Source organism: Pseudomonas sp. EA_65y_Pfl1_P113 (assembly GCF_963970525.1).
Taxonomy (GTDB): Bacteria; Pseudomonadota; Gammaproteobacteria; order Pseudomonadales; family Pseudomonadaceae; genus Aquipseudomonas; species Aquipseudomonas tritici.
The window spans coordinates 68,775-93,102 of record NZ_CAXAQM010000012.1; the positions used below are offsets into that span (position 1 = coordinate 68,775).

The 24,328-nt window shown below is 60.7% G+C and carries 19 protein-coding genes; 13 read left to right on the plus strand and 6 right to left on the minus strand.

The window, feature by feature from the left end:
• Positions 1-33 precede the first annotated feature (33 nt).
• From AACY52_RS13555 to AACY52_RS13565, 3 genes are all read right to left on the minus strand, one after another.
• The gene (locus AACY52_RS13555; RefSeq protein WP_339418648.1) at positions 34-4,620 is read right to left on the minus strand and encodes a hypothetical protein; all 4,587 of its coding nucleotides are present in this window, start codon (positions 4,618-4,620) and stop codon (positions 34-36) included.
• A 100-nt stretch (positions 4,621-4,720) separates the two neighbouring features.
• Entirely contained in the window at positions 4,721-5,698 is a 978-nt protein-coding gene (locus tag AACY52_RS13560) for an asparaginase (protein ID WP_339436625.1), read from the minus strand.
• Positions 5,699-5,779: 81 nt separating this feature from the next.
• The gene (locus AACY52_RS13565; RefSeq protein ID WP_339418651.1) at positions 5,780-7,225 is read right to left on the minus strand and encodes an alanine/glycine:cation symporter family protein; all 1,446 of its coding nucleotides are present in this window, start codon (positions 7,223-7,225) and stop codon (positions 5,780-5,782) included.
• Positions 7,226-7,416: 191 nt separating this feature from the next.
• Here AACY52_RS13565 and AACY52_RS13570 point away from each other — a divergent pair, with 191 nt between their 5' ends.
• Entirely contained in the window at positions 7,417-7,584 is a 168-nt protein-coding gene (locus AACY52_RS13570; RefSeq protein ID WP_175405973.1) for a hypothetical protein, read from the plus strand.
• Between the two features lie 32 nt (positions 7,585-7,616).
• On the opposite strand, the gene aspA is transcribed toward AACY52_RS13570, so the two are convergent.
• Complete coding sequence (gene aspA, locus AACY52_RS13575) at positions 7,617-9,041, minus strand: aspartate ammonia-lyase (protein ID WP_339418656.1); 1,425 nt, start codon at positions 9,039-9,041, stop codon at positions 7,617-7,619.
• 182 nt (positions 9,042-9,223) lie between these two features.
• On the opposite strand from aspA, the gene AACY52_RS13580 reads away from it, so the two are divergent.
• The 5 genes from AACY52_RS13580 (at position 9,224) to AACY52_RS13600 (ending at position 12,973) form a co-directional block, all read left to right on the plus strand.
• Complete coding sequence (locus AACY52_RS13580; protein WP_076952091.1) at positions 9,224-10,132, plus strand: LysR substrate-binding domain-containing protein; 909 nt, start codon at positions 9,224-9,226, stop codon at positions 10,130-10,132.
• Positions 10,133-10,419: 287 nt separating this feature from the next.
• A complete protein-coding gene (purE, locus tag AACY52_RS13585) occupies positions 10,420-10,911 on the plus strand; it encodes a 5-(carboxyamino)imidazole ribonucleotide mutase (RefSeq protein WP_003176980.1) in 492 nt (163 codons plus the stop codon).
• Between the two features lie 11 nt (positions 10,912-10,922).
• On the plus strand, positions 10,923-12,008 hold the full coding sequence (locus tag AACY52_RS13590) for a 5-(carboxyamino)imidazole ribonucleotide synthase (protein WP_339560552.1): 1,086 nt from the start codon (positions 10,923-10,925) through the stop codon (positions 12,006-12,008).
• A gap of 106 nt (positions 12,009-12,114) precedes the next feature.
• A complete protein-coding gene (locus AACY52_RS13595) occupies positions 12,115-12,360 on the plus strand; it encodes a GlsB/YeaQ/YmgE family stress response membrane protein (protein ID WP_003231726.1) in 246 nt (81 codons plus the stop codon).
• A gap of 76 nt (positions 12,361-12,436) precedes the next feature.
• Positions 12,437-12,973: a DUF3299 domain-containing protein gene (locus tag AACY52_RS13600; RefSeq protein ID WP_339418662.1), complete on the plus strand. Its 537-nt coding sequence runs from the start codon at positions 12,437-12,439 to the stop codon at positions 12,971-12,973.
• A 117-nt stretch (positions 12,974-13,090) separates the two neighbouring features.
• Here the strand turns inward: AACY52_RS13600 and AACY52_RS13605 are convergent, their stop codons facing one another.
• A complete protein-coding gene (locus tag AACY52_RS13605; RefSeq protein ID WP_339427701.1) occupies positions 13,091-13,990 on the minus strand; it encodes a D-hexose-6-phosphate mutarotase in 900 nt (299 codons plus the stop codon).
• Positions 13,991-14,047: 57 nt separating this feature from the next.
• The gene (locus AACY52_RS13610; RefSeq protein ID WP_003176975.1) at positions 14,048-14,452 is read right to left on the minus strand and encodes an acyl-CoA thioesterase; all 405 of its coding nucleotides are present in this window, start codon (positions 14,450-14,452) and stop codon (positions 14,048-14,050) included.
• Between the two features lie 402 nt (positions 14,453-14,854).
• Here AACY52_RS13610 and AACY52_RS13615 point away from each other — a divergent pair, with 402 nt between their 5' ends.
• The 7 genes from AACY52_RS13615 (at position 14,855) to AACY52_RS13645 (ending at position 24,280) form a co-directional block, all read left to right on the plus strand.
• Entirely contained in the window at positions 14,855-16,144 is a 1,290-nt protein-coding gene (locus AACY52_RS13615; protein WP_339418666.1) for an MFS transporter, read from the plus strand.
• Between the two features lie 178 nt (positions 16,145-16,322).
• A complete protein-coding gene (locus AACY52_RS13620) occupies positions 16,323-17,309 on the plus strand; it encodes a phosphate ABC transporter substrate-binding protein PstS (RefSeq protein ID WP_339418668.1) in 987 nt (328 codons plus the stop codon).
• A gap of 384 nt (positions 17,310-17,693) precedes the next feature.
• Positions 17,694-19,727 carry an ABC transporter permease subunit gene (locus AACY52_RS13625; protein WP_339418689.1) on the plus strand — a complete coding sequence of 678 codons (2,034 nt, stop codon included), beginning with the start codon at positions 17,694-17,696 and terminating at the stop codon, positions 19,725-19,727.
• Positions 19,728-19,742: 15 nt separating this feature from the next.
• Entirely contained in the window at positions 19,743-21,413 is a 1,671-nt protein-coding gene (pstA, locus tag AACY52_RS13630) for a phosphate ABC transporter permease PstA (RefSeq protein WP_339418670.1), read from the plus strand.
• Between the two features lie 93 nt (positions 21,414-21,506).
• Positions 21,507-22,340, plus strand: coding sequence for a phosphate ABC transporter ATP-binding protein PstB (gene pstB / locus AACY52_RS13635; protein ID WP_049710890.1), 834 nt, complete (start codon positions 21,507-21,509; stop codon positions 22,338-22,340).
• 110 nt (positions 22,341-22,450) lie between these two features.
• Complete coding sequence (gene phoU, locus AACY52_RS13640; RefSeq protein ID WP_049710891.1) at positions 22,451-23,212, plus strand: phosphate signaling complex protein PhoU; 762 nt, start codon at positions 22,451-22,453, stop codon at positions 23,210-23,212.
• Between the two features lie 168 nt (positions 23,213-23,380).
• Positions 23,381-24,280 carry a response regulator gene (locus tag AACY52_RS13645; protein WP_339418675.1) on the plus strand — a complete coding sequence of 300 codons (900 nt, stop codon included), beginning with the start codon at positions 23,381-23,383 and terminating at the stop codon, positions 24,278-24,280.
• The last annotated feature ends 48 nt before the right edge of the window (positions 24,281-24,328 follow it).

A 24,328-nucleotide genomic window follows, 5' to 3' on the forward strand; every position in this document is an offset into this window, starting at 1 on the left:
GCATGCCGCCTATTCGCCGGAGGCGGGATCGGGTTAATCGAAAAACAGTTGTCTGGCCTGTTCCTTGCTGAGTTCGCTGCGGAAAAAGGCGATCTTTTGCGCGTCATTCAAACCTTTAGGCGTATCGGCCGCCGGCCCCAGACGAGCCTCTGCGACAGTTTTCAGGCGACCCGAGAGGTAAGACCTGGGCACGGTCCAGGAGGTGCTGTAGTGAAAGTGCGCATACCAGAGCACCTCATGGGTTTGGCGCAGGCTGATGGTGTATTCATCCAGGTAGTCGGGCCGAACGCCTTTCAGGCGGCGCCGGTTGATGGTTTTCCTGATGGTGATCGCGTTGCGGCTCTTCAGCCATTCCACACCGGATGGCGTGGGCGGATGTTGTTTGAGCGCATTGGTGACCTGCTCGTTGCTGCGTTGATACAGGTCGGTGATAGCCAGGCTCAACGCTTTGTTGACGGGGCTACCCGCCGGCGTATCGGCGGCGTTGCTTTGGGTTAGCGCGTGATCGATGGCGGCGCCGGCCTGCTCCAGCTTTCTGGCTTGCTGGTGGTACAACTGCTCGATACCGAAAGGTGTTCGATCCGTCTGTTGTGCACGGGCGGAAGCACGCTCAAGGAAGGTCGGAAGTTCGTCCAGCAGCGCCTGACCTTCATTGATGCGGGCTTGCACATCCACCGGCAGGGTACTCGGCGGTGGCGTTTTTACCCGCTCCACCCAAACCCCCTTGGGTTTCTCATGGAACGTAGCGACTACCTGTTGGGTCAGCGGCGAGCGGATATCCACCAGCCAAGTCTCCTGCGCGACATCTTCCAATCGGAGCTCGCCAAGCAGTTGGCCGTGGTAGCGGGTTTTGATGAATTTGCGTTGCTTACTGGGCGGCGTGGCCGGCGGTGTCGGGCGACTTCTGAGGATATCCCGCTCTGCGCTGAGCAGGCCCAGGTGGCCCACGGCACGCTGCTTGAACTCATTCAGTTGGTCACGCAATTCCGTAAGTTGCGCGTCGATCGCTTGCGCGGAGTATTCCGAGGGGAAATCCTGCAGGCGCTCGTCAAGCAAATCGAACTGCTCGACCAGGCTGCTCAAGGTGTCGATGCGTTCGTCCATGCGCGAATCGCTGCGTTCGAGCAGCGTATCGCGCAGGCACTGGATAGCAATTGTCGCCTTGTCGATGATCCCATCAATCCCGGCCCAGGCCTTGGGTTGGCTGGCGACGGTGTTTTCGGGCATGCACAGGTTGCGCGTCACCTCGACCTGCAGCGTCTTGAGGTCATCGATGCTATAGGACGGCAATGCGCCTTGGGTGTTAAGGATCAGGCGCGCGCCATCCTTGGCAAGCTTATGCAGTTCATCGAAGCGGGTTTGCATGTAAGTCAGGTGTTCGATCATCTCGGTGTTCAAGGTCTTCAGGCGACGAGATTCTTCAATTGGACGTTCCTGCGAGGTTTGGACCTGGCTTTCGATTTGCTCCAGCGCCGTGCGCAGCCTCGGGGTGAATTCGATCAGGGTTTGCTGGATGCTGGCCTGAGTCATCTCGGTCTGGGCCTTGAGGTAGCCCAGGGCTTTTTGCGAGTAATCCGGGGTTGGTTCTTGGACGCTCAATTCCTTGAGCTTTTGCAGGGCGTTTTCATAATCGGTGCATTGCTCGCTCAGGGTTTGCTGGTAACTTTGCCTGCGGGACTGGGCCGATGTGGAAGGGCCGGCCTGCGCCGCTTCTCGTGCGTGCTGCAATTGTTGCTGGGCGTCCTTTTTGCCACTTTCGAAGTCACTCAACTGTGTGCGCAATTCTTGCGCGCGCTTTTGCGCCAGCGCTCTGCTCTTTTTAATAAGAACCTTGGGCCCGGCCCCACGCAGTCGCAGGCGCGTGTCGATGAACCACTGGCCCTGACGGTTGTGGATCAGCGGCGGGCCGGTGCGATCAGGTTGGTTCGCATCGACGATCAACACCGCGTCGTTCTCGTCCACCTGCACCTGAAACCACCGCTCGCCCACTGGCGCGTAGTAGTGCTGCCCGCTCCAGTATAGGTGTTGGTGGGCGCCCTCGGCGTTGATGGCTTTGCCGAGCGTGGTTGGTTTATCCACCTTGAAGCGCTCCAGCACCGCGCCCAGGCTGGCCGGTGTGCGGTTGGCCACGCCAACGCTGTGCAACGGTTGCCCGTGGTTTGACGGCAATGTGTCGCTGCGGATGTCTGCGATTTTTTTGATCACAAATTTAATGTCGGGGGTGGGACGTGGGGCGGGTGCTTTCTGCTGGCTTGTGGCCGTGCTGGCGGCCTGGCGACGCGGTGCGCTGCGGGCCGCACTGTGTAACGCGAGGGCTATGCCGAGGTTGAGCAACAGGTCGGTAAGCGTTACCTGGGATGACTGCTGATCCGAATGGCGTTGGGCGTCGACCAGTTGTTGCAGGTCATCCATGATTTGCCAGATCCAGGCGGCGGCGCCCACGGTACGGCCGAGAAACGGCAACGCCGTGTTGAAAATGATCCAGCCGGCGCGCTTGAACGTGGCCCAGCGAGCTTCGGCATTGGACACCGATTGACGGTCCGCCAATTTGACCAGTGCGTCGGCATTGGCCTTGAACAGACCCTCCATCACGTCGCCGCCCATGACGTTTGTGCTCAGGCTCAGAGGCCCGCTCAGGGTGATCAACTTGACCGGGTCCACCAGGAAGTCCACCACCACCCAAGGTGACGGCAAAGGGCTGGGGAACACGTAACGTTCATAGTCACTGCGCGCGTTATCGGGCAGCCAGGCCAATACCGAATCGCGCAGGCTGTCGGATTGCTGGAGGGCATACAGCAAGTTGGCGGGCGAGGGGTACTGGGTCAGCGGTTGGTCGAGCAAAGGCCGATACAGCAGGCAGGGTCCCGTCGCCATGTCCTGCGGGCCGATGACAAACATGTTGTCGACGGCATCTGGCGTGGCGTCCAGTCGCCGCGTGGGCACAAAGGCCAGTGGGCGAATGACGATGGGCTTACCGTCCACCTGGCGATCGGCAGCCTCGGCCTGCAATGCCATCGCCACGTAACGGTAGCCGCGCTCATCAATCCCCGCTTCATTACGAATCTTGCATTGCAGCGCCAGAAGCGGCAGTTGAATGCGCAGGTGCTCGGTATACAGCTGCTGGCGGCGTGCGGATTCCTTGGGGTCGTCCAGCAGTTTTTGCTTGATCAGTGCCGGATAGGCAGTGCCGACATCGACGCGCCTAATCAGTGATTCCAGATAGTTGATGGTCAGCCATTCGGGCAATACCTGGGTGGTTTTCTGCCGCAAGGATTTGATGCCCAGGGGCAAAGCAATCAGGTTTTGCAAGGCCAGCTCCGCCAGGTCGAACCGCGTGGTGTCGATTTTCCCCGGTATGGCAAACGTGCCCCAGAGCACCGGGCTCTGAATCTCGATCTCAAGGCCGTCGAGCGTCTGCAGGGGGGCGTCAGGATGGTCCTTGAGCATTTCGGCGCGCAACCGGTCCTGGGTAAACTGCCGGATGGGCGCGATCCCATCCTGGTAGGACTGGCTCTGATTAGCGCTGTGCAGTGCCGCCAGGTCTTTCAAATGCCGGGAATAGGCGTTCAGGTCCTGGGTGTTGGCGCTGTTTAGCCAGCCGGGCAAGGCGTGACGGTACCATTGCATATCGACGCCGTCGCCCTGGGCAGACGGCGGCATGGCCGCCACGGTAGGGCCGTCAGTGTTGTGCAGGTCGGAAGAATAGAGAGTGCCGATGGCTTCTATCTGAATGTTGATCATGACGCAGGCCAACTGGTCGAAGAAATCACCGTCCAGCTCCAGCAATCGCCACTGAATCTGCGTGTGCTTGGTATTGGTGTCGATCAGTAACGGCAGGTCATCGCCCAGTTGCTCAAGGGTGCTGTATTTCTTGTACCCCTGCAGCAGCGAGTGGATCAGGATCACCTCGCGCCCGTCCTGCTTGCCGATCAGCACGCTGACCAAGTGTTCGTTGAGGTGGCGCACGCGGCCATCGGCTTCGACCTGATCAATGTCGATCAGGTAAGCCCGGGTAGTGTAAGGATCGTTGGCGCGCCGGTCGAGCGGGTCGGGGGCCAGGTAGAGCTGGCGCGCCATCCGGCAGTCCTCGGCCGTCCAGCCACCGATATAGTGCACATTCCAGTAGTCGCGCAACACGCTCGACATCATATGCAAGCGCGGGCCTCGGTCGCCGTCGACGCAGTTCCAGTAGTCCACTTGGTACTGCTGGTAAGCGCGCAGCATCAGCGGCGCCAGGGTGTTGAGGAGGCCAGCGATGTCGAGAATGCTCACCGGCAGGTGCACCGCAGGTTCCATGATCGGCTGTTGCGTGAGGAACTGCTCGCCCTCGATATACCGGGTCGGCACTGCCAGCACCGCCTGTATCGCGAGGATATCGGTAAGCGCCTGATAGTGGGGCGGGCGGGTGACCACTTGGTCTTCGACGATTTCCCTGGCGGGGGTGCCGACCATAGCGATGTTGGGATCGATGTCCAAGTGGGGATAGCGTTCCCGCAATTGCTCGCGCAACAACGTGGCGGCCACTTCGCGAAATATGGGGCCGCTGGACATTTGGGTGAGCAAGACCTGCGTAAGGTTGGTGCGAACAGCGGGTTTAGGCCTGGGCGTGAGTGAGGTCATGGGCATTCCTGGCGGGCAAAAAAATGGCAACGACCCGAGAGGAATCGGGTGTTGCCATGCTAGAAAGCTCGTCGACAGGAGGGCGGTGCTTATATAGCGTTCAGCCCAACTCGCCGCACAGGTTGGTTTCCACCAGGCGGCGAACTTCATCTTGGCTCAGCCCTGCACCGATCAACGCATTGAGCTTGCCGAACGCAGTTTCGCGGGTCATCCCGCCACCGGACAGCACGCCCACGCCGCGCAAACGGCTGCCGGCTTCGTAGACATCCAGTTCCACGCCGCCTTCATGGCATTGAGTGACCGCAACCACCACCACTCCATGGTCCTGCGCACGCTGGAGGCTGGCGAGGAACCCAGGGTTATCGCTTGGCCCGGTGCCGCTGCCGAAGCACTCCAGGATCAGCGCCTGAATGCCGCTGCCGATCACTGCGTCCAGCACCGCCGCGTCGATACCCGGAACCAGAGGCAGTACGCCGACCGTGGCGAGGCCCTTGGCTTGGCGATAGTCCAACGCAGCAGGCAAGGCCGTGGCGCGCGGCACACCGCACTGGCGTTGCAAGGCGGCGAAGGGATGGCGCCCGAAGCTGCGGATCTTCGCGCAGCGCGTCGGGTCCATCAGTGCGCCGTGGAAGTACAGGTGCACACCTGGTGCCAAGCCGTTGCCCAAGGCTTGCAGCGCACCGCTGACGTTTTCCCAGGCATCACTGTCCGGCACGCCGGCTGGCAGCATGGAGCCGGTGAACACCACCGGTGCCGGCAGACCCAGCAGTTGGAAGCTCATGGCCGCTGCGCTGTAGGCCAGGGTATCGGTGCCGTGCAGGATCAGCACGGCATCGCAGCCTTGGTCCACGGCGTCGATCACTGCTGTGTGCAAACGCTGCCAGTACGCAGGGGTCATGTTGGCGCTGTCGATCAGCGGCGCCATTTCCTGGAAGCGCCACGCAGGCACAGGCTGGTCGGTGAGCTGTTCGCGCATGCGTGCTTCAAAACCGGATGCGGGAGCCAGGCCATTGGCGCTGGCCTGCATGCCAATGGTGCCACCGGTGTAGAGCACCATGACGTTGTTAGCTGGTTGCATCGAGAAATCTCCTGAACGAAAAACGCCGCCGGGCCCAGAGCATGCCCAAGGCCGGGCGGCGTGTCATCTACCTAACTGCGCTCAGCGTTGCGGTTGAGCGTTCAGTTCAGCCGAGGCTGCGGCTTCCGGTTTTGCCGGGTTCGCTGGCCAGGCCTTGCGGTCCAGGTCCAGGTCAGGGAACTGGCTGGAATCGAACACAGGGGTCTTGATGCCTGCCGCACGCTGGTTGTCGTAGTCATTCAGGATGCGCATGGCGATCTTGAACAGGAACGCCAGGGCAAACAGGTTGACGAACGCCAGCAGAGTCATGGTGATGTCGGCAAAGGCGAACACGGTGCCCAGGTTTTCGATCGAACCCCAGAAAATCAGCACCAGCACCAGCGCCCGATAACCCATCAGCACCTTGCGGTTATTGCCGACCAAAAAGCGCAGGTTACTCTCGCCGAGGTAGTAGTTGTACATGATCGAGGTGAACACGAACAACGCCAGGGCCACCGAGATGAACATGCGACCCCAATCGCCCACTACCGCTGCCAGGGAGTTCTGGGTCAGGGCAATGCCGTCGCCTTCAAAGCCCGGGGTGTAGAAACCGGAGAGCAGGATCAGCAATGCAGTACAGGTGCAGATCACGAAGGTGTCGAGGAACACGCTGAACGCCTGGACCACGCCTTGGGCGATCGGGTGTTCCACGGAAGCCACCGCCGCCACGTTAGGCGCACTGCCCAAGCCGGCTTCGTTGGCGAACACGCCGCGTTTCACACCCATGATGATCGCGCTGCCTACCAGGCCACCGAAGGCTTGGTCGAGGCCGAAGGCGCTCTTGACGATGGTCGCGAGCATGGCTGGCACTTGGTCGAATTGCAGCACGATCACGTACAGGGTTACCGCGATGTAGATCAGGGTTTTGACCGGCACCAGCAGGTCGGCGATCGAGGCGATGCGCTTGATCCCGCCGATGAACACCAGGCCCAGCAATACCGCCAGCGCCAGGCCGGTGTAGGTGGTGTCCAGGCCAAAGGCGTTGTTCAGCGAGTGCGTCACGGCGTGCGCTTGCAGGCCGTTGAAGGCAAAGCCGAACGTCACCAGCAGCAGGAACGCCATGACCATCCCCAACCAGCGTTTTTGCAGGCCGTGCTGGATGTAGTAAGCCGGGCCGCCACGGTAGGTGCCTTCGGCATCGGTGCGTTTGTAGAGCTGGCCGAGGGAGCACTCGATGAAACTCGAAGACATGCCCACCAACGCGGTGACCCACATCCAGAACACGGCGCCCGGGCCACCCAGGGTCACGGCAATGCCGACACCGGCAATGTTACCGGCACCCACACGGCCGGCCAGGCTGAGCATCAGCGCCTGGAACGAGCTGAGCTGGCCAGCGCTGCTTTTCAGGCTGTCTTTAAACACCGAAAACATGTGGAAGAAGTGACGAAATTGAACGAAACGCGAGCGAATCGTGAAATAACCGCCGAGCCCGACAATGAGCACGATCAGTACTTTCCCTGAGAGGAAGTCGTTGATGACTTCGAGCATGGAGTGTTCCTCGCTGATTTTTCTAATGGCAAACGCAGGACGGTTCGACGCCGTCGCATCGCACCAGGCAGTGCGCGACAGTTCGACCCCAATCCTTTTGCGGGTTGTTATTCATGCGGTTTCGCGCAGTTTCAGGGCCTCGTTACCGACGGCCGCAGACGCGAGAGGGGCGGCACTATACCTAGGCGAACGTGATTCGTCTGCTCGGGCTGATTAAAGGTTTCAGCCACGCAGTGGCGGTCAAGGTGGGTTTGCAGGGCGATATTGGAGTTTTTATGGGCGTCATTTCGCAACCTCAAGGCAAAAAAAAGGGCCTGAAGAACGAGCCTTCAGGCCCTCAAAAGGTGAGAGGTGTCTAGTCCCTCAGCCTGGTGAGCGGTGCAACAAACGCTTAGGCCTTCAGCGGGACCAAGCGTGGAGCGATCATGTTTTCGGGGCGCAGGATGTCGTCGAGCATGGCGTCGTCGAGCAAGCCTTCTTCGCGCACCAGTTCCAGCACGCCACGCCCGCTTTCAAGGGCGATACGGGCGATGCGGGTAGCGTTTTCATAGCCGATGTAAGGGTTCAGCGCGGTGACCAGGCCGATGGAATGCTCCACCAGTTCGCGGCAGCGGGCTTCGTTGGCGGTGATGCCGACGATGCAGTGCTCGCGCAGCATGTCCATGGAGCGTTGCAGCAGGCGGATCGAGTCGAAGATCTTGAAGGCGATCAGCGGTTCCATCACGTTCAGTTGCAGTTGGCCGCCTTCGGCGGCCATGGTCAGCGCCAGGTCGTTGCCGATGACTTGGAACGCGACCTGGTTAACGGCTTCCGGGATGACCGGGTTGACCTTGCCGGGCATGATCGAGCTGCCTGGCTGGCGTGCCGGCAGGTTGATTTCGTTGATGCCGGTACGTGGGCCGCTGGACAGCAGGCGCAGGTCGTTGCAAATCTTCGACAGTTTCACCGCGGTCCGCTTGAGCATGCCGGAGAACAGCACGAACGCGCCCATGTCGGAGGTGGCTTCGATCAGGTCGGCAGCCGGTACCAGCGGCTGGCCGCTGATGGTTGCCAGACGCTGAACGGCCAGGGCCTGGTAACGCGGGTCGGCGTTGATGCCGGTGCCGATGGCGGTGCCGCCCAGGTTCACTTCGGTCAGCAGTTCTGGCGCCAGGGTTTTCAGGCGGGCCAAGTCTTCGCTGAGGGTAGTGGCGAAGGCGCGGAATTCCTGGCCTAGCGTCATCGGCACGGCGTCTTGCAATTGGGTACGGCCCATTTTCAGCACGTGGCTGAACTCGACGCCCTTGGCAGCGAACGCCTGGATCAGGCTGTCGAGGCTGGCCAGCAACGCGTCATGGCCCAGCAGCAGACCCAGGCGGATCGCGGTCGGGTAGGCGTCGTTGGTCGACTGCGCCATGTTCACGTCGTTGTTCGGGTGCAGGTACTGGTATTCGCCCTTGTTGTGGCCCATGGCCTCCAACGCGATGTTGGCGATGACTTCGTTGGCATTCATGTTGGTTGAAGTGCCGGCGCCGCCTTGAATCATGTCCACCACGAATTCTTCGTGGAAATCGCCGCGTATCAGGCGGGCACAGGCTTCGCTGATGGCAGCGTGCTTGGCTTCGCTGAGCTGGCCCAACTCGCGGTTGGCGTCAGCGGCTGCTTGTTTGACCATTGCCAGGCCGACCACCAATTTCGGGTAATGCGAAATCGGAACGCCCGAGAGGCGGAAGTTATTCACCGCTCGCAGGGTCTGGATGCCGTAATACGCTTGGGCAGGTACTTCGAGTACGCCAAGCAGGTCTTTTTCTGTGCGGAATGATGCAGCGGAGGACATGACGAAAATCATCTCAATAGCGACCCGGAACAGGCCGGAACGCTGCGAATGCTAGGCGTGTAGACGTTTTTGGGCCAATGCTGTTAAGCACTGGCCTATGCACAAACGGCATAATGCGCATGTGACCCAGCTATGATGGCGGGCGTGTGTGCCAAAATGGTGCGTACCCGTGGGAGCAAGTGATGAACCTTGAGAGCAAATGGCTGGAAGACTTCAGTGCCCTGGCGGCAACGCGCAGTTTTTCACAGGCGGCAGAACGGCGCTTCGTCACCCAGCCGGCGTTCAGCCGACGCATCCGCAGCCTGGAAGCTGCGCTAGGCCTGACCTTGGTCAACCGCTCACGCACCCCGGTGGAGCTGACGGCGGCGGGGCAGCTGTTTTTGGTCACCGCGCGCACCGTGGTCGAACAGCTCGGTGAAGTGCTGCGCCATTTGCATCATCTGGAAGGCGGGCAGGGCGAAGTCATGCAAGTGGCGGCTGCCCACTCCCTGGCACTGGGCTTCTTCCCGCGCTGGATCGCGCAACTGCGCAACGAAGGATTGAACATCGCCACGCGGCTGGTTGCGACCAACGTCGGCGATGCCGTGCACGCCCTGCGCGAAGGCGGTTGCGACCTGATGCTCGCGTTCTACGATCCCGACGCGGCGATGCAGATGGACGCCGAAATCTTCCCGTCCTTGCACCTGGGCAACACCGAAATGCTCCCGGTATGCGCCGCCGATGCCGACGGCAAGCCACTGTTCGACCTGGAAGGCGAGGGCAGCGTGCCGTTGCTGGCCTACAGCGCCGGTGCGTTTCTCGGGCGTTCGGTGAACTTGCTGCTGCGCCAGCGTGCGCTGCGCTTTACCACGGTTTACGAAACCGCCATGGCGGACAGCCTCAAAAGCATGGCCTTGGAAGGGTTGGGCATCGCCTGGGTGCCGCAGCTCAGCGTACGCGCTGAACTGGCGCGCGGGGAATTGGTGGTGTGCGGCGGGCCGCAATGGCATGTGCCGCTGGAGATTCGTTTGTATCGCTGTGCGTTGGTGCGCAAGGCGAACGTGCGGTTGTTGTGGCGCAAACTGGAAGGTGGCGCGGCGCAAGGCACCTGAGGGCGACGAAAATCAAATATGGGAGCGGCGGTTCCACGCGTCGACTTGCTCGCTCCCACATGATTCTCCAGCGCCTTGGACTGACTCATAAGTCAATAAAACCGCCACTTTGCGCCGCTAGACAGATGGTCATCCAAGGGGCTGTTTATCTTAATTATTACGGTATACTGCGCGGCCTTCGGCCGGTCCAACTGGCCCAATTTCGTACAACAAGCCACGCCGGATTTCCCGCGTGGCTTGTTGTTTTTTGACGCGCCCGCGGGCGCCCAGAGAGAAGAGGCACGACGATGAGTGCATTGGTTGGCGTGATCATGGGCTCCAAGTCCGATTGGTCCACCCTTAGCCACACCGCCGATATGCTGGAAAAACTCGGCATTCCGTATGAAGTGAAGGTGGTCTCCGCCCACCGCACCCCGGATTTGCTGTTCCAGTATGCCGATGAAGCAGAATCCCGTGGCATTGAGGTGATCATTGCCGGTGCCGGCGGTGCAGCGCACTTGCCTGGCATGTGTGCGGCCAAGACGCACCTGCCGGTGCTTGGTGTGCCGGTGCAGTCGGCGATGCTCTCGGGCGTGGATTCGCTGTTGTCCATCGTGCAGATGCCAGCCGGCATTCCGGTGGCGACCCTGGCGATCGGCAAGGCCGGCGCGATCAACGCCGCTTTGCTGTCCGCCAGCATCCTGGGCGCCAAGCACCCGCAGTTCCACGCGGTGCTGAAAAAATTCCGTGCTGAGCAGACAGACAGCGTGCTGGACAATCCAGACCCACGTATCGCCTGAGGTTGTTGACGATGAAAATCGGTGTAATCGGTGGCGGCCAATTGGGCCGCATGCTGGCCTTGGCGGGCACCCCGCTGGGGATGAACTTCGCTTTCCTGGACCCGGCGCCGGACGCCTGCGCGTCCGCCTTGGGTGAACACCTGCGGGCTGACTACAGCGACCCGGACCACCTGCGCCAACTGGCCGACGAAGTCGATCTGGTGACCTTCGAGTTCGAAAGCGTTCCGGCTGAAACCGTAGCGTTCCTGTCGCAGTTCGTGCCGGTCTATCCGAGCGCTGAAGCCTTGCGCATTGCCCGCGACCGCTGGTTTGAGAAAAGTATGTTCAAGGACCTGGGCATTCCGACCCCAGCCTTCGCCGACATCCAGTCCCAGGCGGACCTGGACGCCGCTGTCGCCAACATCGGCCTGCCGGCCGTGCTGAAAACCCGCACCCTGGGTTATGACGGCAAGGGCCAGAAAGTTCTGCGCACTGCCGCCGATGTGGTCGGTACCTTTACCGAACTGGGCAGCGTCGCGTGCCTGTTGGAAGGCTTCGTGCCGTTCACGGGTGAAGTCTCGCTGATCGCTGTGCGTGCACGTGATGGCGAAACCCGCTTCTACCCGTTGGTGCACAACACCCACGACAGTGGCATTCTCAAGCTGTCCGTGGCCAGCACCGATCACCCGTTGCAGGCGCTGGCCGAAGATTATTCCAGCCGTGTGCTCACGCAACTGGACTATGTGGGCGTGATGGCGTTCGAGTTCTTTGAAGTCGACGGTGGCCTGAAGGCCAACGAAATCGCCCCGCGCGTGCACAATTCCGGGCACTGGACCACCGAAGGTGCCGAGTGCAGCCAGTTCGAAAACCACCTGCGGGCGGTTGCGGGCTTGCCGCTGGGTTCCACGGCCAAGGTCGGCGAAAGCGCCATGCTCAACTTCATCGGTGCGGTACCGCCGGTGGAAAAAGTCATCGCCATCGACGACTGTCACCTGCATCACTACGGCAAGGCCTTCAAGGCCGGGCGCAAGGTCGGTCACGCCAACCTGCGCTGCAAAGACCGTGCGACTCTCGAAGCGCAGATCGTCAAGGTCGAGGCGCTGATCGCCGAACAATAACTCAGGGATCGGCGGGAACCATTCGGTGACCGCCATCCTCTGATTGCAGGATGCCCAAGCCTGACTAGGCTTTGGCATAGTTCACTTTCAATCAGAGGGAAATGCCATGGGTATCATCGGAACCATCTTTATCGGCTTGATCGTCGGTCTGCTCGCGCGTTTCCTCAAGCCTGGCGACGACAGCATGGGCTGGATCATGACCATCCTGTTGGGTATCGCCGGCTCTCTGGCCGCGACCTACGGTGGTCAGGCACTGGGTATCTACCAGGCTGGTCAAGGCGCAGGCTTCCTCGGTGCCTTGGTCGGCGCCATCGTGCTGCTGGTGATCTACGGCTTGATCAAAAGAAAGTAATCAGCCGACAAAGTCCTCTGCGCTGCGCAGGCGCAGAGGGCTAGAATGCTCGGCACTTGTACTTGCGAGCCTCTCCATGCGCCGTCTTCTATTGACTCTCCTCTTGCTGGGCTCTGGCCTGGCACACGCCGGCGAACTGCCGGAAACCGACTGGCTCGACCTGATGCCGCTGTCGGATCAAAAAGCCCTCGAAGCCATGCCCGAGATCGACCACAACTCGCCCGAAGCCCAAGGCACCTTTACCGAAAAAGGCGGCTTGAAGCAGAGCAAGGGCTTGCCGGCGGTGATGTATTCCGCCAAGACCGTGGCGGCCATGAACGGCAAGAACATCCGCATCGGCGGCTACCCGGTGCCGTTGGAAACCGACGCCAAGGGCCGCAGCACGCTGTTCTTCCTGGTGCCGTATCCGGGCGCGTGTATCCATGTGCCGCCACCGCCGCCTAACCAATTAGTGTTGGTGCGTTATCCCAAAGGGCTGAAGCTGGATGATATTTACACGCCGCTGTGGGTCACGGGCACGTTGAAGGTGGAGAAGGTCAACAACGATTTGGCCGACGCCGCCTATGCCCTGGATGCGGGGAAGGTACGGGTGGTGAAGGAATCTGATCTCTAGGGCTCAACACCAATCAATGTGGGAGCTGGTTTGCCTGCGATAGCATCGGCTCGGTGTCACTGATACACCGAATCGTCTGCATCGCAGGCAAGCCAGCTCCCACATTTTGATCGGCGTTTACAGGGCGATACCGGCGATGCTCACGCCCAGCGTGTGGCTTTCACCGGGTGCCAGGCTTATCACATCATCCAGCACATTCGCTGTTTCGATGCACAGCATGCCTGTCCAGCCATCGTCAGCCATGTCATCAAAGGCCTTGGCACGCTCGGTCCAGGGGTTCCAGATCACGGTCGACTTCGAACCCTGGCCGGTGAGCTGGATACGGCGCTGCCAGTCGTTATCGATGATGCTCAACTGCGCGGGTGTATCCAGGTAGATTCGGTCGGTCTCGCCGGTGAAGTGCAGCAGCCCGGATTGCTGTTTTGTGCTCCAGCCGTCGGCGGTATCGATATACGCCGATCCGTCCAGCCCTTCGACCTGCACGTTGCGCACATCGCTCACGGCGAAATAAGTGTGCAGCGCCTGGCTGAAGGTCACGGTGTCGGTGCCACGGTTGTGGCTGGTGAGGCGGATATGCAGTTGGTCGTCGAGCAGCAGGCTGAGTGTCAGGTCGACTTGATGGGGCCAACCAGGGAAGCCGCCCGCGGGTACTGGCAGCATCAGGTCAACGCGCAATGCCTTGCCTTCAAGCCTGGTAGCGGCCAATTCCCAGCGTGCTGTGCGCGCAAAACCGTGCGCGCCGGCAGGCTGATCGCTTTGACGCATCGCCTTGACGCTCTGGGGGTTGCGGTCGAACACGCCAAACCACGGCCAACACACGGGGACACCAGTACGAATGCCTTTGCCTTGCTTGAACACCGCTTCAGGGTTCGGCCAGATCAGCGGCTGCTCGCCGTCGCGTCCGTAACTGAAGATATGTGCGCCCTGTTGGGCCACCATCAGTTCGGCGCCGTTGTGGCGGATGCGCCAGCAATCCAGCTCGTCGATTTTCACGGTCTCAACGTGGGGCGTAGGCATAGCAACACTCTTCAATGGCAGGCAATGGGGCAATTGACCGTCAAAACCGTGTGAGGTTTAACGCGCGCGTGACGGTACCGAGCGCGTACGGCCGCTGCCATCGATGGCGACGAACACGAATACGGCCTCGGTGACCTTGCGCCATTCGCTGGACAGCGGGTCGTCGCTCCACACTTCGACCATCATCTGGATCGAGCTGCGGCCGATTTCCAGGGCCTGGGTATAGAAGGAAAGCTGTGCGCCCACCGCGACCGGCACAAGGAACGCCATGCGATCAATCGCCACGGTGGCGACACGCCCGCCCGCGACCTTGCTGGCCATGGCTGTGCCGGCGAGGTCCATCTGCGCGACCAGCCAGCCGCCGAAGATATCGCCGAAACCGTTGGTTTCACGTGGAAGCGCGGTGATTTGCAGGGCGAGATCGCCTTGCGGGATTGGATCTTCTTGTTCGAGTTCGATCATGCCGAGGGCCTCTGACCCGTGACGCTTCATGGGTATTTCAAGTGGATAGCCGTCTTATGGAAAAACGTTTGAGCACCAACATACACCGCGTGATGCATTTCTCGTAAGGCGTACTAAAGGGAAACTCTGCCAAATCGGCTGGACGGCACCCAACAACGTTTTGGCACAGCAGCCCCTCAAGACTGCGGTTCTTGCGCCTGCAAGGGCCGAGTATATCGGGACCCTGGCGCCACGACGACCTCTGGGGGCTCATTTGGTCGGCAATTCGCGGCTGTATGGGGGCTTTTTGTGACAACTGTGCTTCTGGTGTGCTTTTCCGGGCGATTTGCTATCTTGCCGAACCTGCTCCGGCCCTTCCAACACCTCGGGCTTGCCGTTCTGACTAATAAGAGAAGCCTTGCCATGTCCTCCGTGCCTGCAAGCAGTGCGCAACCTTCGCGCCCGCTGACCCGCAACGACTACAAAACCCTGTCGCTGTCTGCCTTGGGCGGGGCGTTGGAGTTTTATGATTTCATCATTTTCGTGTTTTTCGCCACCGTGGTCGGGAAACTCTTCTTCCCCCTCGACATGCCCGAATGGCTGCGCATGATGCAGACCTTCGGCATCTTCGCCGCGGGTTACCTGGCACGCCCGTTGGGCGGCATCATCATGGCGCACTTCGGTGACCTACTGGGTCGCAAGAAGATGTTCACCCTGAGCATCTTCATGATGGCCGTGCCGACCCTGATCATGGGCCTGCTGCCGACTTACGCGCAGATCGGCCTGTGGGCGCCAGTCCTGCTACTGCTGATGCGCATCATCCAGGGCGCAGCCATTGGTGGCGAAGTACCCGGCGCCTGGGTGTTTGTCTCCGAGCACGTACCGCCACGCCATATCGGCTACGCCTGCGGCACCCTGACCAGCGGCCTGACCGCCGGCATTTTGCTGGGTTCGCTGGTGGCCACCGCCATTAACACGCTTTATACCCCGGAGCAGGTCTCCGATTACGCCTGGCGGATCCCGTTCCTGCTCGGCGGTGTGTTCGGCCTGCTGTCGGTGTACCTGCGCCGGTGGCTGCATGAAACACCGATCTTCGCCGAGATGCAGCAACGCAAGACCCTGGCCGCCGAGTTGCCGTTGCGCGCGGTGTTGCGCGACCACCGTGGCGCCATCGTGCTGTCGATGCTGCTGACCTGGCTGCTGTCCGCCGGCGTCGTGGTGGTCATCCTGATGACCCCGACTGTGCTGCAAACCGTTTACCACTTCAGCCCGACCGTGGCGCTGCAGGCCAACAGCCTGGCCATCGTCACCCTGAGCCTGGGCTGCATCGCCTCGGGCGCCCTGGCCGACCGTTTCGGCGCCGGCCGCGTGCTGATCGTCGGTTGTGCGCTGTTACTGGCGACTTCCTGGACGCTGTATCACAGCCTGATGGCCCACCCGGACTGGCTGTTCCCGCTGTACGCCTTGACCGGCCTGTTCGTAGGCACCATCGGCGTAGTGCCATACGTGATGGTCAAAGCCTTCCCGCCCGTGGTGCGCTTCAGCGGGTTGTCGTTCTCCTACAACGTGGCCTACGCCGTGTTCGGCGGGCTGACGCCGCTGGCCGTGTCGCTGTTGATGAAAGAAAGCCCAATGGGCCCGGCCTACTACGTTGCCGCGCTGTGTGTGATGGGGATGGTGGTGGGTGGGTATCTCTGGAAGCGCTCCCGCTGATTGTTTGATAACGATCACTCCCACGGCCTGCGTGGGAGTGATGGCCGTTCCTCGCTGTATCCCCTCCCTTGCCAATAGTGGCCTTTCATCTAACTGTCACATTCCCGACATAGAGTGTTCACACGGCCTCCTGATACTTGGCCCCGATCCAATTATCCCTATCTGCTAGGAGCAAGGCATGAAACTGAAACGTTTGATGGCGGCAATGACTTTTGTCGCTGCTGGCGTTGCGACCGCCAACGCGGTGGCCGCTGGCGTTGATCCGGCAATCCCGGCTTACGTTAAAACCACTGGTGTGTCGGGCAACTTGTCCAGCGTCGGTTCCGATACCCTGGCTAACCTGATGACCCTGTGGGCCGAGGGTTACAAGAAGGAATACCCGAACGTCAACATCCAGATTCAAGCTGCCGGCTCCGCTACCGCGCCACCTGCGCTGACTGAAGGCACCTCCAACCTGGGCCCGATGAGCCGCAAGATGAAGGACACCGAACTGGCCGCCTTCGAGCAGAAGTACGGCTACAAGCCAACCGCTATCCCGGTTGCCGTGGATGCCCTGGCTGTATTCGTGCACAAGGACAACCCGATCCAGCACCTGACCATGGAACAAGTCGACGCCATCTTCTCGTCGACTCGCCTGTGCGGTGCTAAAGCTGAAGTGAAAACCTGGGGTGACCTGGGCGTGACCGGCGACCTGGCCAACAAGCCAGTACAACTGTTCGGTCGTAACTCGGTGTCCGGCACCTACGGCTACTTCAAAGAAGAAGCCCTGTGCAAAGGCGACTACAAGCCAAATGTGAACGAACAACCGGGCTCGGCTTCGGTCGTGCAGTCGATCAGCTCTTCGCTGAACGGCATCGGTTACTCGGGCATCGGCTACAAGACGGCCAGCGTGAAAACAGTGGCCCTGGCCAAAAAAGGCAGCACTGAGTTCATCGAAGACAGCGAAGAAAACGCCCTGAACGGCAAATACCCGCTGTCGCGCTTCCTCTATGTGTACGTCAACAAAGCACCGAACAAGCCTCTGGCGCCGCTGGAAGCTGAGTTCGTGAAACTGGTGCTGTCCAAACAGGGCCAGGAAGTTGTAGTGAAAGACGGCTACATCCCACTGCCAGCCAAAGTTGCCGCCAAGGCACTGGCTGACCTGGGTCTGAAAGAAGGCAACTGATTGCCTCTGCGGGGCCGGCCTGCCGGCTCCGCGTCCGAATTTTCCAATCCGCTGCCAGCTATGCTTCGCGGCGGATTTTTTGCGTCACTGCACTGTCATCTTTCTGTCATACAGGATCGCTAGGGTGTGCGCATGAATGATCTGGCCAATTCCACCATGACGACGACTTCTCCCCCCAAGCGCATTGATTTCAATACGCCTGAGCTGCAACGCAAACGCCGCATTCGCGCGCTCAAGGACCGACTGACCCGTTGGTATGTACTGGTCGGCGGCCTCGCTGTCCTCGGCGCCATCACCCTGATTTTCTTCTTTCTTGCTTATGTAGTCGCGCCCTTGTTCCAGGGCGCCTCATTGACCAAGGAAGACGCACTGACCCCGGCCTGGATCCAGGACGCCGGCAAGCCGCTGATGATTTCCCTCGAAGAACAGAACCAAGTCGCCATGCGGGTTTCCGACAAGGGCCAGGCGCTGTTTTTTGATGTAGCGACGGGCGCCGAACTCAAGCGTGTCGACCTGCCGCTGCCCGCCGGCGCCAGCGTTGCGTCCATCGGCGAAGACCAACCCGGCAGCCCGCTGGTGATCCTTGGTTTGTCCAATGGCCAGTCCCTGGTATTCCGCCACACCTATAAGGTGTCCTACCCGGACGGCAAGAAAACCATTTCGCCTGCAATCGAATACCCTTACGGCGAAACGCCGATCGTGCTGGATAACGCTGGCCGTCCGCTGGAGCACGTCGCCCTCAACGCCACGGACTCCACCTTGGTAGTCGCAGGTTCGGCCGGTTCGCACTTGAACGTGTTGTCCCTGAGCCGTGAAGAAAACATGATGACCGGCGAAGTCACCAGCGAGCAGAAGCGTATCGAACTGCCGCAAATGACTGAGCCCGTGAAGGCGATCTTCATCGACCCACGCCAGCAGTGGCTCTATGTGATTAACGGCCGTGCCCTCGCCGATGTATTCAGCCTGCGCGACAAAAGCCTCAACGGTCGCTACAAGCTGCTGGAAGACGGCAACGCTGAAGTCACCGCCAGCACTCAGTTGGTGGGTGGTATCTCGCTGATCATCGGTAACTCCAAGGGCGGCCTGGCCCAGTGGTTCATGGCCCGTGACCCGGATGGCGAGCAGCACCTCAAGCAGATCCGCACCTTCCAGATGGGCACCACGCCTATCGTTGAAATATCCGCCGAAGAGCGCCGCAAAGGCTTTACCGCCCTCGATGCGTCCGGCAAGTTTGGCGTGTTCCACAGCACCGCGCACCGCACCCTGCTGGTCGACCCGGTGGTCGATGGCGAGGGCGTGTTCGGCATATCGCCACGGGCCAACCGCGTAATTGTGGAAGCCGGCGGCAAGTTGCAACCGTTGATGCTGGACAACCCGCACCCGGAAGTCTCCTGGAGCGCGTTGTGGAGCAAGGTCTGGTACGAAAACTACGACGAGCCTAAATACGTCTGGCAATCGACCGCCGCCAACACCGACTTCGAGCCCAAGATGAGCCTGGCCCCGCTGACCTTCGGCACCTTGAAGGCTGCGTTCTACGCCATGCTGCTGGCTGCGCCGCTCGCAGTTGCCGCCGCGATCTACACCGCTTACTTCATGGCCCCGAGCCTGCGCCGCAAGGTGAAGCCGGTGATCGAGCTGATGGAAGCCATGCCGACGGTGATCCTCGGCTTCTTCGCCGGCCTGTTCCTGGCGCCGTATGTGGAAGGGCATCTACCGGGCATTTTCAGCCTGCTGATGCTGTTGCCGATTGGCATCCTGGTCGCCGGCTTTGTGTTCAGCCGCCTGCCTGAGTCGATCCGCCTGCGGGTTCCCGATGGTTGGGAAAGTGCGATCCTGATCCCGGTGATCCTGTTTGTGGGTTGGCTATCGCTGTACATGAGCCCCTACCTGGAAACCTGGTTCTTTGGCGGTGACATGCGTATGTGGATCTCCCACGACCTGGGCATCACCTACGACCAGCGCAACGCCCTGGTGGTCGGTTTGGCCATGGGTTTCGCGGTGATCCCGAACATTTACTCCATCGCCGAAGACGCTGTGTTCAGCGTGCCGCGCGGCCTGACCCTGGGCTCCCTGGCCCTGGGCGCTACGCCGTGGCAGACCATGACCCGCGTGGTGATTCTGACCGCCAGCCCGGGCATCTTCTCGGCGCTGATGATCGGCATGGGCCGCGCTGTCGGCGAGACCATGATCGTGTTGATGGCCACCGGTAACACCCCGGTGATGGAGATGAACCTGTTCGAAGGCCTGCGCACGCTCGCGGCCAACGTCGCGGTGGAAATGCCCGAGTCGGAAGTCGGCGGTAGTCACTACCGCGTGCTGTTCCTCTCGGCGATGGTGCTGCTGTTGTTCACCTTCATTATGAACACCCTCGCCGAGCTGATCCGTCAGCGTCTGCGCAAGAAATACTCGTCGCTTTAAGAAAGGTAGAAGTCTGTGAAACAGAACTCCCTGAATGGATGGTTCAAGAGCGGCGCCCCTGGCGTCTGGATCAGCGGTGGCGCGGTGTCCATCGCGGTCATCATGACCATTGGTTTGCTGGCTGTGATTGCGGTGCGTGGTTTGGGCCACTTCTGGCCAGCCGACCTGATCCAGGCCAACTACACGGTACCGGGCCAGGCCAATCACATCGTCATCGGCGAAGTGGTGCAGAAAGAAGAAGTACCGCGTGAGCGCCTGAAAAGCGCTGGCCTGCCCGTGCCGAACCAAGGCCCGGAATTCATGACCCGCGAGCTGATCAAGGTCGGCAACCGCGACCTGAACGGCAACGACTTCACCTGGATCGTCGGCGAGTGGCTCAAGGACCAGACCACGCCTGCGAACCTGATGACCATTGAGCGGCGTGAGTGGGGCAACTTCTACGGCACGCTGGTCAACGTCAAACAGGATGGCAAGGTCATCGCCGAAGGCGAAGCTGCGTGGCCAGAGCTGCAGGCCCGGGTCGACCGCGTCAACAAGCTGGCTGCCCAGCTCAAGACCCTGGAGAAGTCCGACATAGGCGCGATCAATGCTGGCCTTGAACGCATCCGCCTGCACGGTCGCAAACTCGAGCTGGAAGGTAAGCTCGACGCCGCCGCCCAAGCCGACATGGACGCTGACCGCGCGGAACTGAACGCCCGTTACCAGGACATCGAGGCACGCTTGGCCGACCTGCATGCCCAGTTCAACCGCGACTCGCTGACCGCCCGTGACGGCAGCGGCAAGGAAGTCGAAATCGGTATCGGTAAGGTGGTGCACGCCTATCAGCCGAATGCCATGGGCACTGTTACCAAGATCGGCTTCTACTTCACCAAGGTCTGGGAATTCCTCAGCGATGACCCACGGGAAGCCAACACCGAAGGCGGGATCTTCCCGGCCATCTTCGGCACCGTGATGATGACCCTGATCATGGCGATGATCGTGACGCCGTTCGGCGTGCTGGCGGCGGTGTACCTGCGTGAATACGCCAAGCAGAACACCTTGACGCGCATCATCCGTATTGCCGTGAACAACCTGGCCGGCGTACCGGCCATCGTCTACGGCGTATTCGGCCTGGGCTTCTTCGTGTATGTATTGGGTGGCTCGGTTGACCGCCTGTTCTTCGCCGAAGCCCTGCCGGCGCCGACCTTCGGTACGCCGGGCCTGCTTTGGGCTTCGTTGACCCTTGCGCTGCTGGCGGTGCCGGTGGTGATCGTGGCCACTGAAGAAGGCCTGGCGCGGATTCCTCGCACCGTACGTGAAGGTTCCTTGGCACTCGGCGCGACCAAGGCGGAGACGCTGTGGAAGATCGTACTGCCGATGGCCAGCCCGGCGATGATGACCGGCATGATCCTCGCCGTGGCCCGCGCCGCCGGTGAAGTGGCGCCGCTGATGCTGGTAGGTGTAGTGAAGCTGGCCCCGTCGCTGCCGCTGGACGGCAACTATCCGTACTTGCACCTGGACCAGAAGATCATGCACCTGGGCTTCCATATCTATGACGTCGGCTTCCAGAGCCCTAACGTCGAGGCGGCACGGCCACTGGTGTACGCCACCGCCTTGCTGCTGGTGCTGGTGATCGCCACGCTCAACTTGTCGGCGGTGTGGATCCGTAACCACCTGCGCGAAAAATACAAAGCGTTGGACAGCTAAAGCCATTCGCCACAAGCGGCAAGCTGCAAGCCGCTTTTGCTCAAATCTTGCAGCTTGCAGCTAAAAGCGTGCAGCTACGAACGGAGTGAGACCATGCAACAAGACACCCATTCCCACGGCATCAACATGTCTGCCCTGGGTCGCGACAAGCAGAGCCTGAGCCTGGCGCAGGAAACCGTGGCCATCGAAGTGCCGGGCCTGAGCCTGTACTACGGTGAAAAGCAGGCGCTGTTCGACGTCAGCATGAACATCCCCAAGCAGCGTGTGACCGCCTTCATCGGCCCGTCGGGCTGCGGCAAGTCGACGCTGCTGCGCACCTTCAACCGCATGAACGACCTGGTCGACGGTTGCCGCGTGGAAGGTGCCATCAACCTCTACGGCACCAACATCTACCGCAAGGGCGAAGACGTGGCCGAGCTGCGCCGCCGCGTGGGCATGGTGTTCCAGAAGCCCAACCCGTTCCCCAAGACCATCTACGAAAACGTGGTCTACGGCCTGCGCATCCAGGGCATCAACAAGAAGCGCATTCTCGACGAAGCGGTTGAGTGGGCACTCAAGGGCGCGGCGCTGTGGGACGAGGTCAAAGACCGCCTGCACGAGTCGGCACTCGGCTTGTCCGGCGGCCAGCAGCAACGTTTGGTGATCGCGCGCACCATCGCGGTGGAACCGGAAGTGCTGCTGCTCGACGAACCTTGCTCGGCACTCGATCCGATTTCGACGCTGAAGGTTGAAGAGCTGATCTACGAGCTCAAGTCCAAGTTCACCATCGTCATCGTGACCCACAACATGCAACAGGCGGCGCGGGTTTCCGACTACACCGCGTTCATGTACATGGGCAAGCTGGTGGAATTCGGCGATACCGATACTCTGTTCACCAATCCGGCGAAGAAGCAGACCGAAGACTACATCACCGGTCGCTACGGCTAGTTCGAGCAGCTGCAAGCCGCATCAAGCGGCAAGTAAAAGCAGTTTGATCAACGACACACATCAGCTTGCAGCTTGTAGCTTGCGGCTTACAGCTTTTGCGGAGCAAACGCATGATTAGCAAAGAAGGCCTCACCCACCATATCTCCGCGCAGTTCAACGCCGAGCTTGAGGAAGTGCGCAGCCACCTCCTGGCGATGGGCGGGTTGGTGGAGAAGCAAGTCAACGACGCCGTTACTGCGCTGATCGAGGCCGACTCGGGCTTGGCCCAGCAAGTGCGTGAGATCGATGACCAGATCAACCAGATGGAACGCAACATCGACGAGGAATGCCTGCGCATTCTCGCCCGTCGCCAGCCGGCGGCCTCCGACTTGCGTTTGATCATCAGCATCTCCAAGTCGGTGATCGACCTGGAGCGCATCGGCGACGAAGCCACCAAGATCGCCCGCCGTGCCATCCAGCTGTGCGAAGAAGGCGAAGCACCGCGCGGTTATGTGGAAGTGCGTCATATCGGCGACCAAGTGCGCAACATGGTGCGTGATGCACTCGACGCGTTTGCGCGCTTCGACGCCGACCTGGCCCTGTCGGTGGCCCAGTACGACAAGGTCATTGACCGCGAATACAAGACCGCGCTTCGCGAGCTGGCGACCTACATGATGGAAGATCCGCGCTCTATCTCGCGGGTCTTGAGCATTATCTGGGTACTGCGCTCCCTGGAGCGCATCGGCGACCACGCGCGCAATATCTCGGAATTGGTGATCTACCTGGTGCGCGGTACCGACGTACGGCACATGGGCCTTAAGCGTATGAAGGCCGAAGTTGAAGGTTCAGTCGATCAAATCCCTAATGTTCCGGGCGTAACTGACGATAAGTAAGGTTGCCCGAGAAATTAACGCCCGGCCTTTGGTCGGGCGTTTTCGTTTGCGGCAGCTGAATTTATTACGTCTCGGATGAAAGATAGTCCGAACGTGACTGCAGAGTTTTGGCAAAATGCCATCAGTCAGGCGTCTTGCGTGCCGAAGTTTTTATAGGATGAAGGGTCGATGAGTAAAGTCAGTGTATTGGTGGTGGATGACGCCTCGTTTATCCGCGACCTGGTGAAGAAGTGCCTGCGCAACTACTTTCCCGGGATCAAGCTTGAAGACGCGGTGAACGGTAAAAAGGCCCAGGCCATCCTGATGCGCGAATCCTTCGACCTGGTGCTGTGCGACTGGGAAATGCCGGAGATGTCCGGGCTTGAGCTGTTGACCTGGTGCCGTGAGCAACCTCACCTCAAGGCCATGCCATTCGTGATGGTGACCAGCCGTGGCGACAAGGAAAACGTGGTCCAGGCCATCCAGGCCGGGGTTTCCGGTTACGTCAGCAAGCCGTTCACCAACGAACAGTTGCTGAGCAAGGTCAAGCAGGCGCTGCACAAGGTCGGCCGCCTTGACGCCCTGGTCGCCAGCGCACCCACCAAGATGAACTCAGCCTTCGGCAACGACTCCCTGAGCGCACTGACCGGTGGCAAACCCGAAGCGGTCAAGTCGGCGCCAGTGGCTGCTGCTCCTGCGCCGAGCCGTGGCCTGCCCAACAGTCCGCCGGCTCAAGCGCCGGCCGCGGCCGGCGGTCGTGGTCAAGGTCAGTTGCGCCTGTCCAGTGGCACCCAGCAATGCGTGATCAAGGCGTTGAGCATTAAGGAAGCGCTGTTGGTGGTCCGTCGCGGCGAAGTCCTGCCTCAGGTACTGGAAAGCGCCGTGCTCGACCTTGAACAAGGCGACAGCGCTGAAGTGGCGCGCCTCAACGGCTACCTGCATGCCATCGTCGCCTTCGAACCCAAGCCCGACAGCGACTGGCTGCAACTGACCTTCCGGTTTATCGACCAGGACGCGCAGAAACTCGACTACATCTCCCGCCTGATTGCACGTGGTACGGCGCAGAAGCATTTTGTGCCGGGTGCGTGATTTGTAGTGAGCGGACGATGCGGCGACCCGACAAGCCCGCTCGCTACA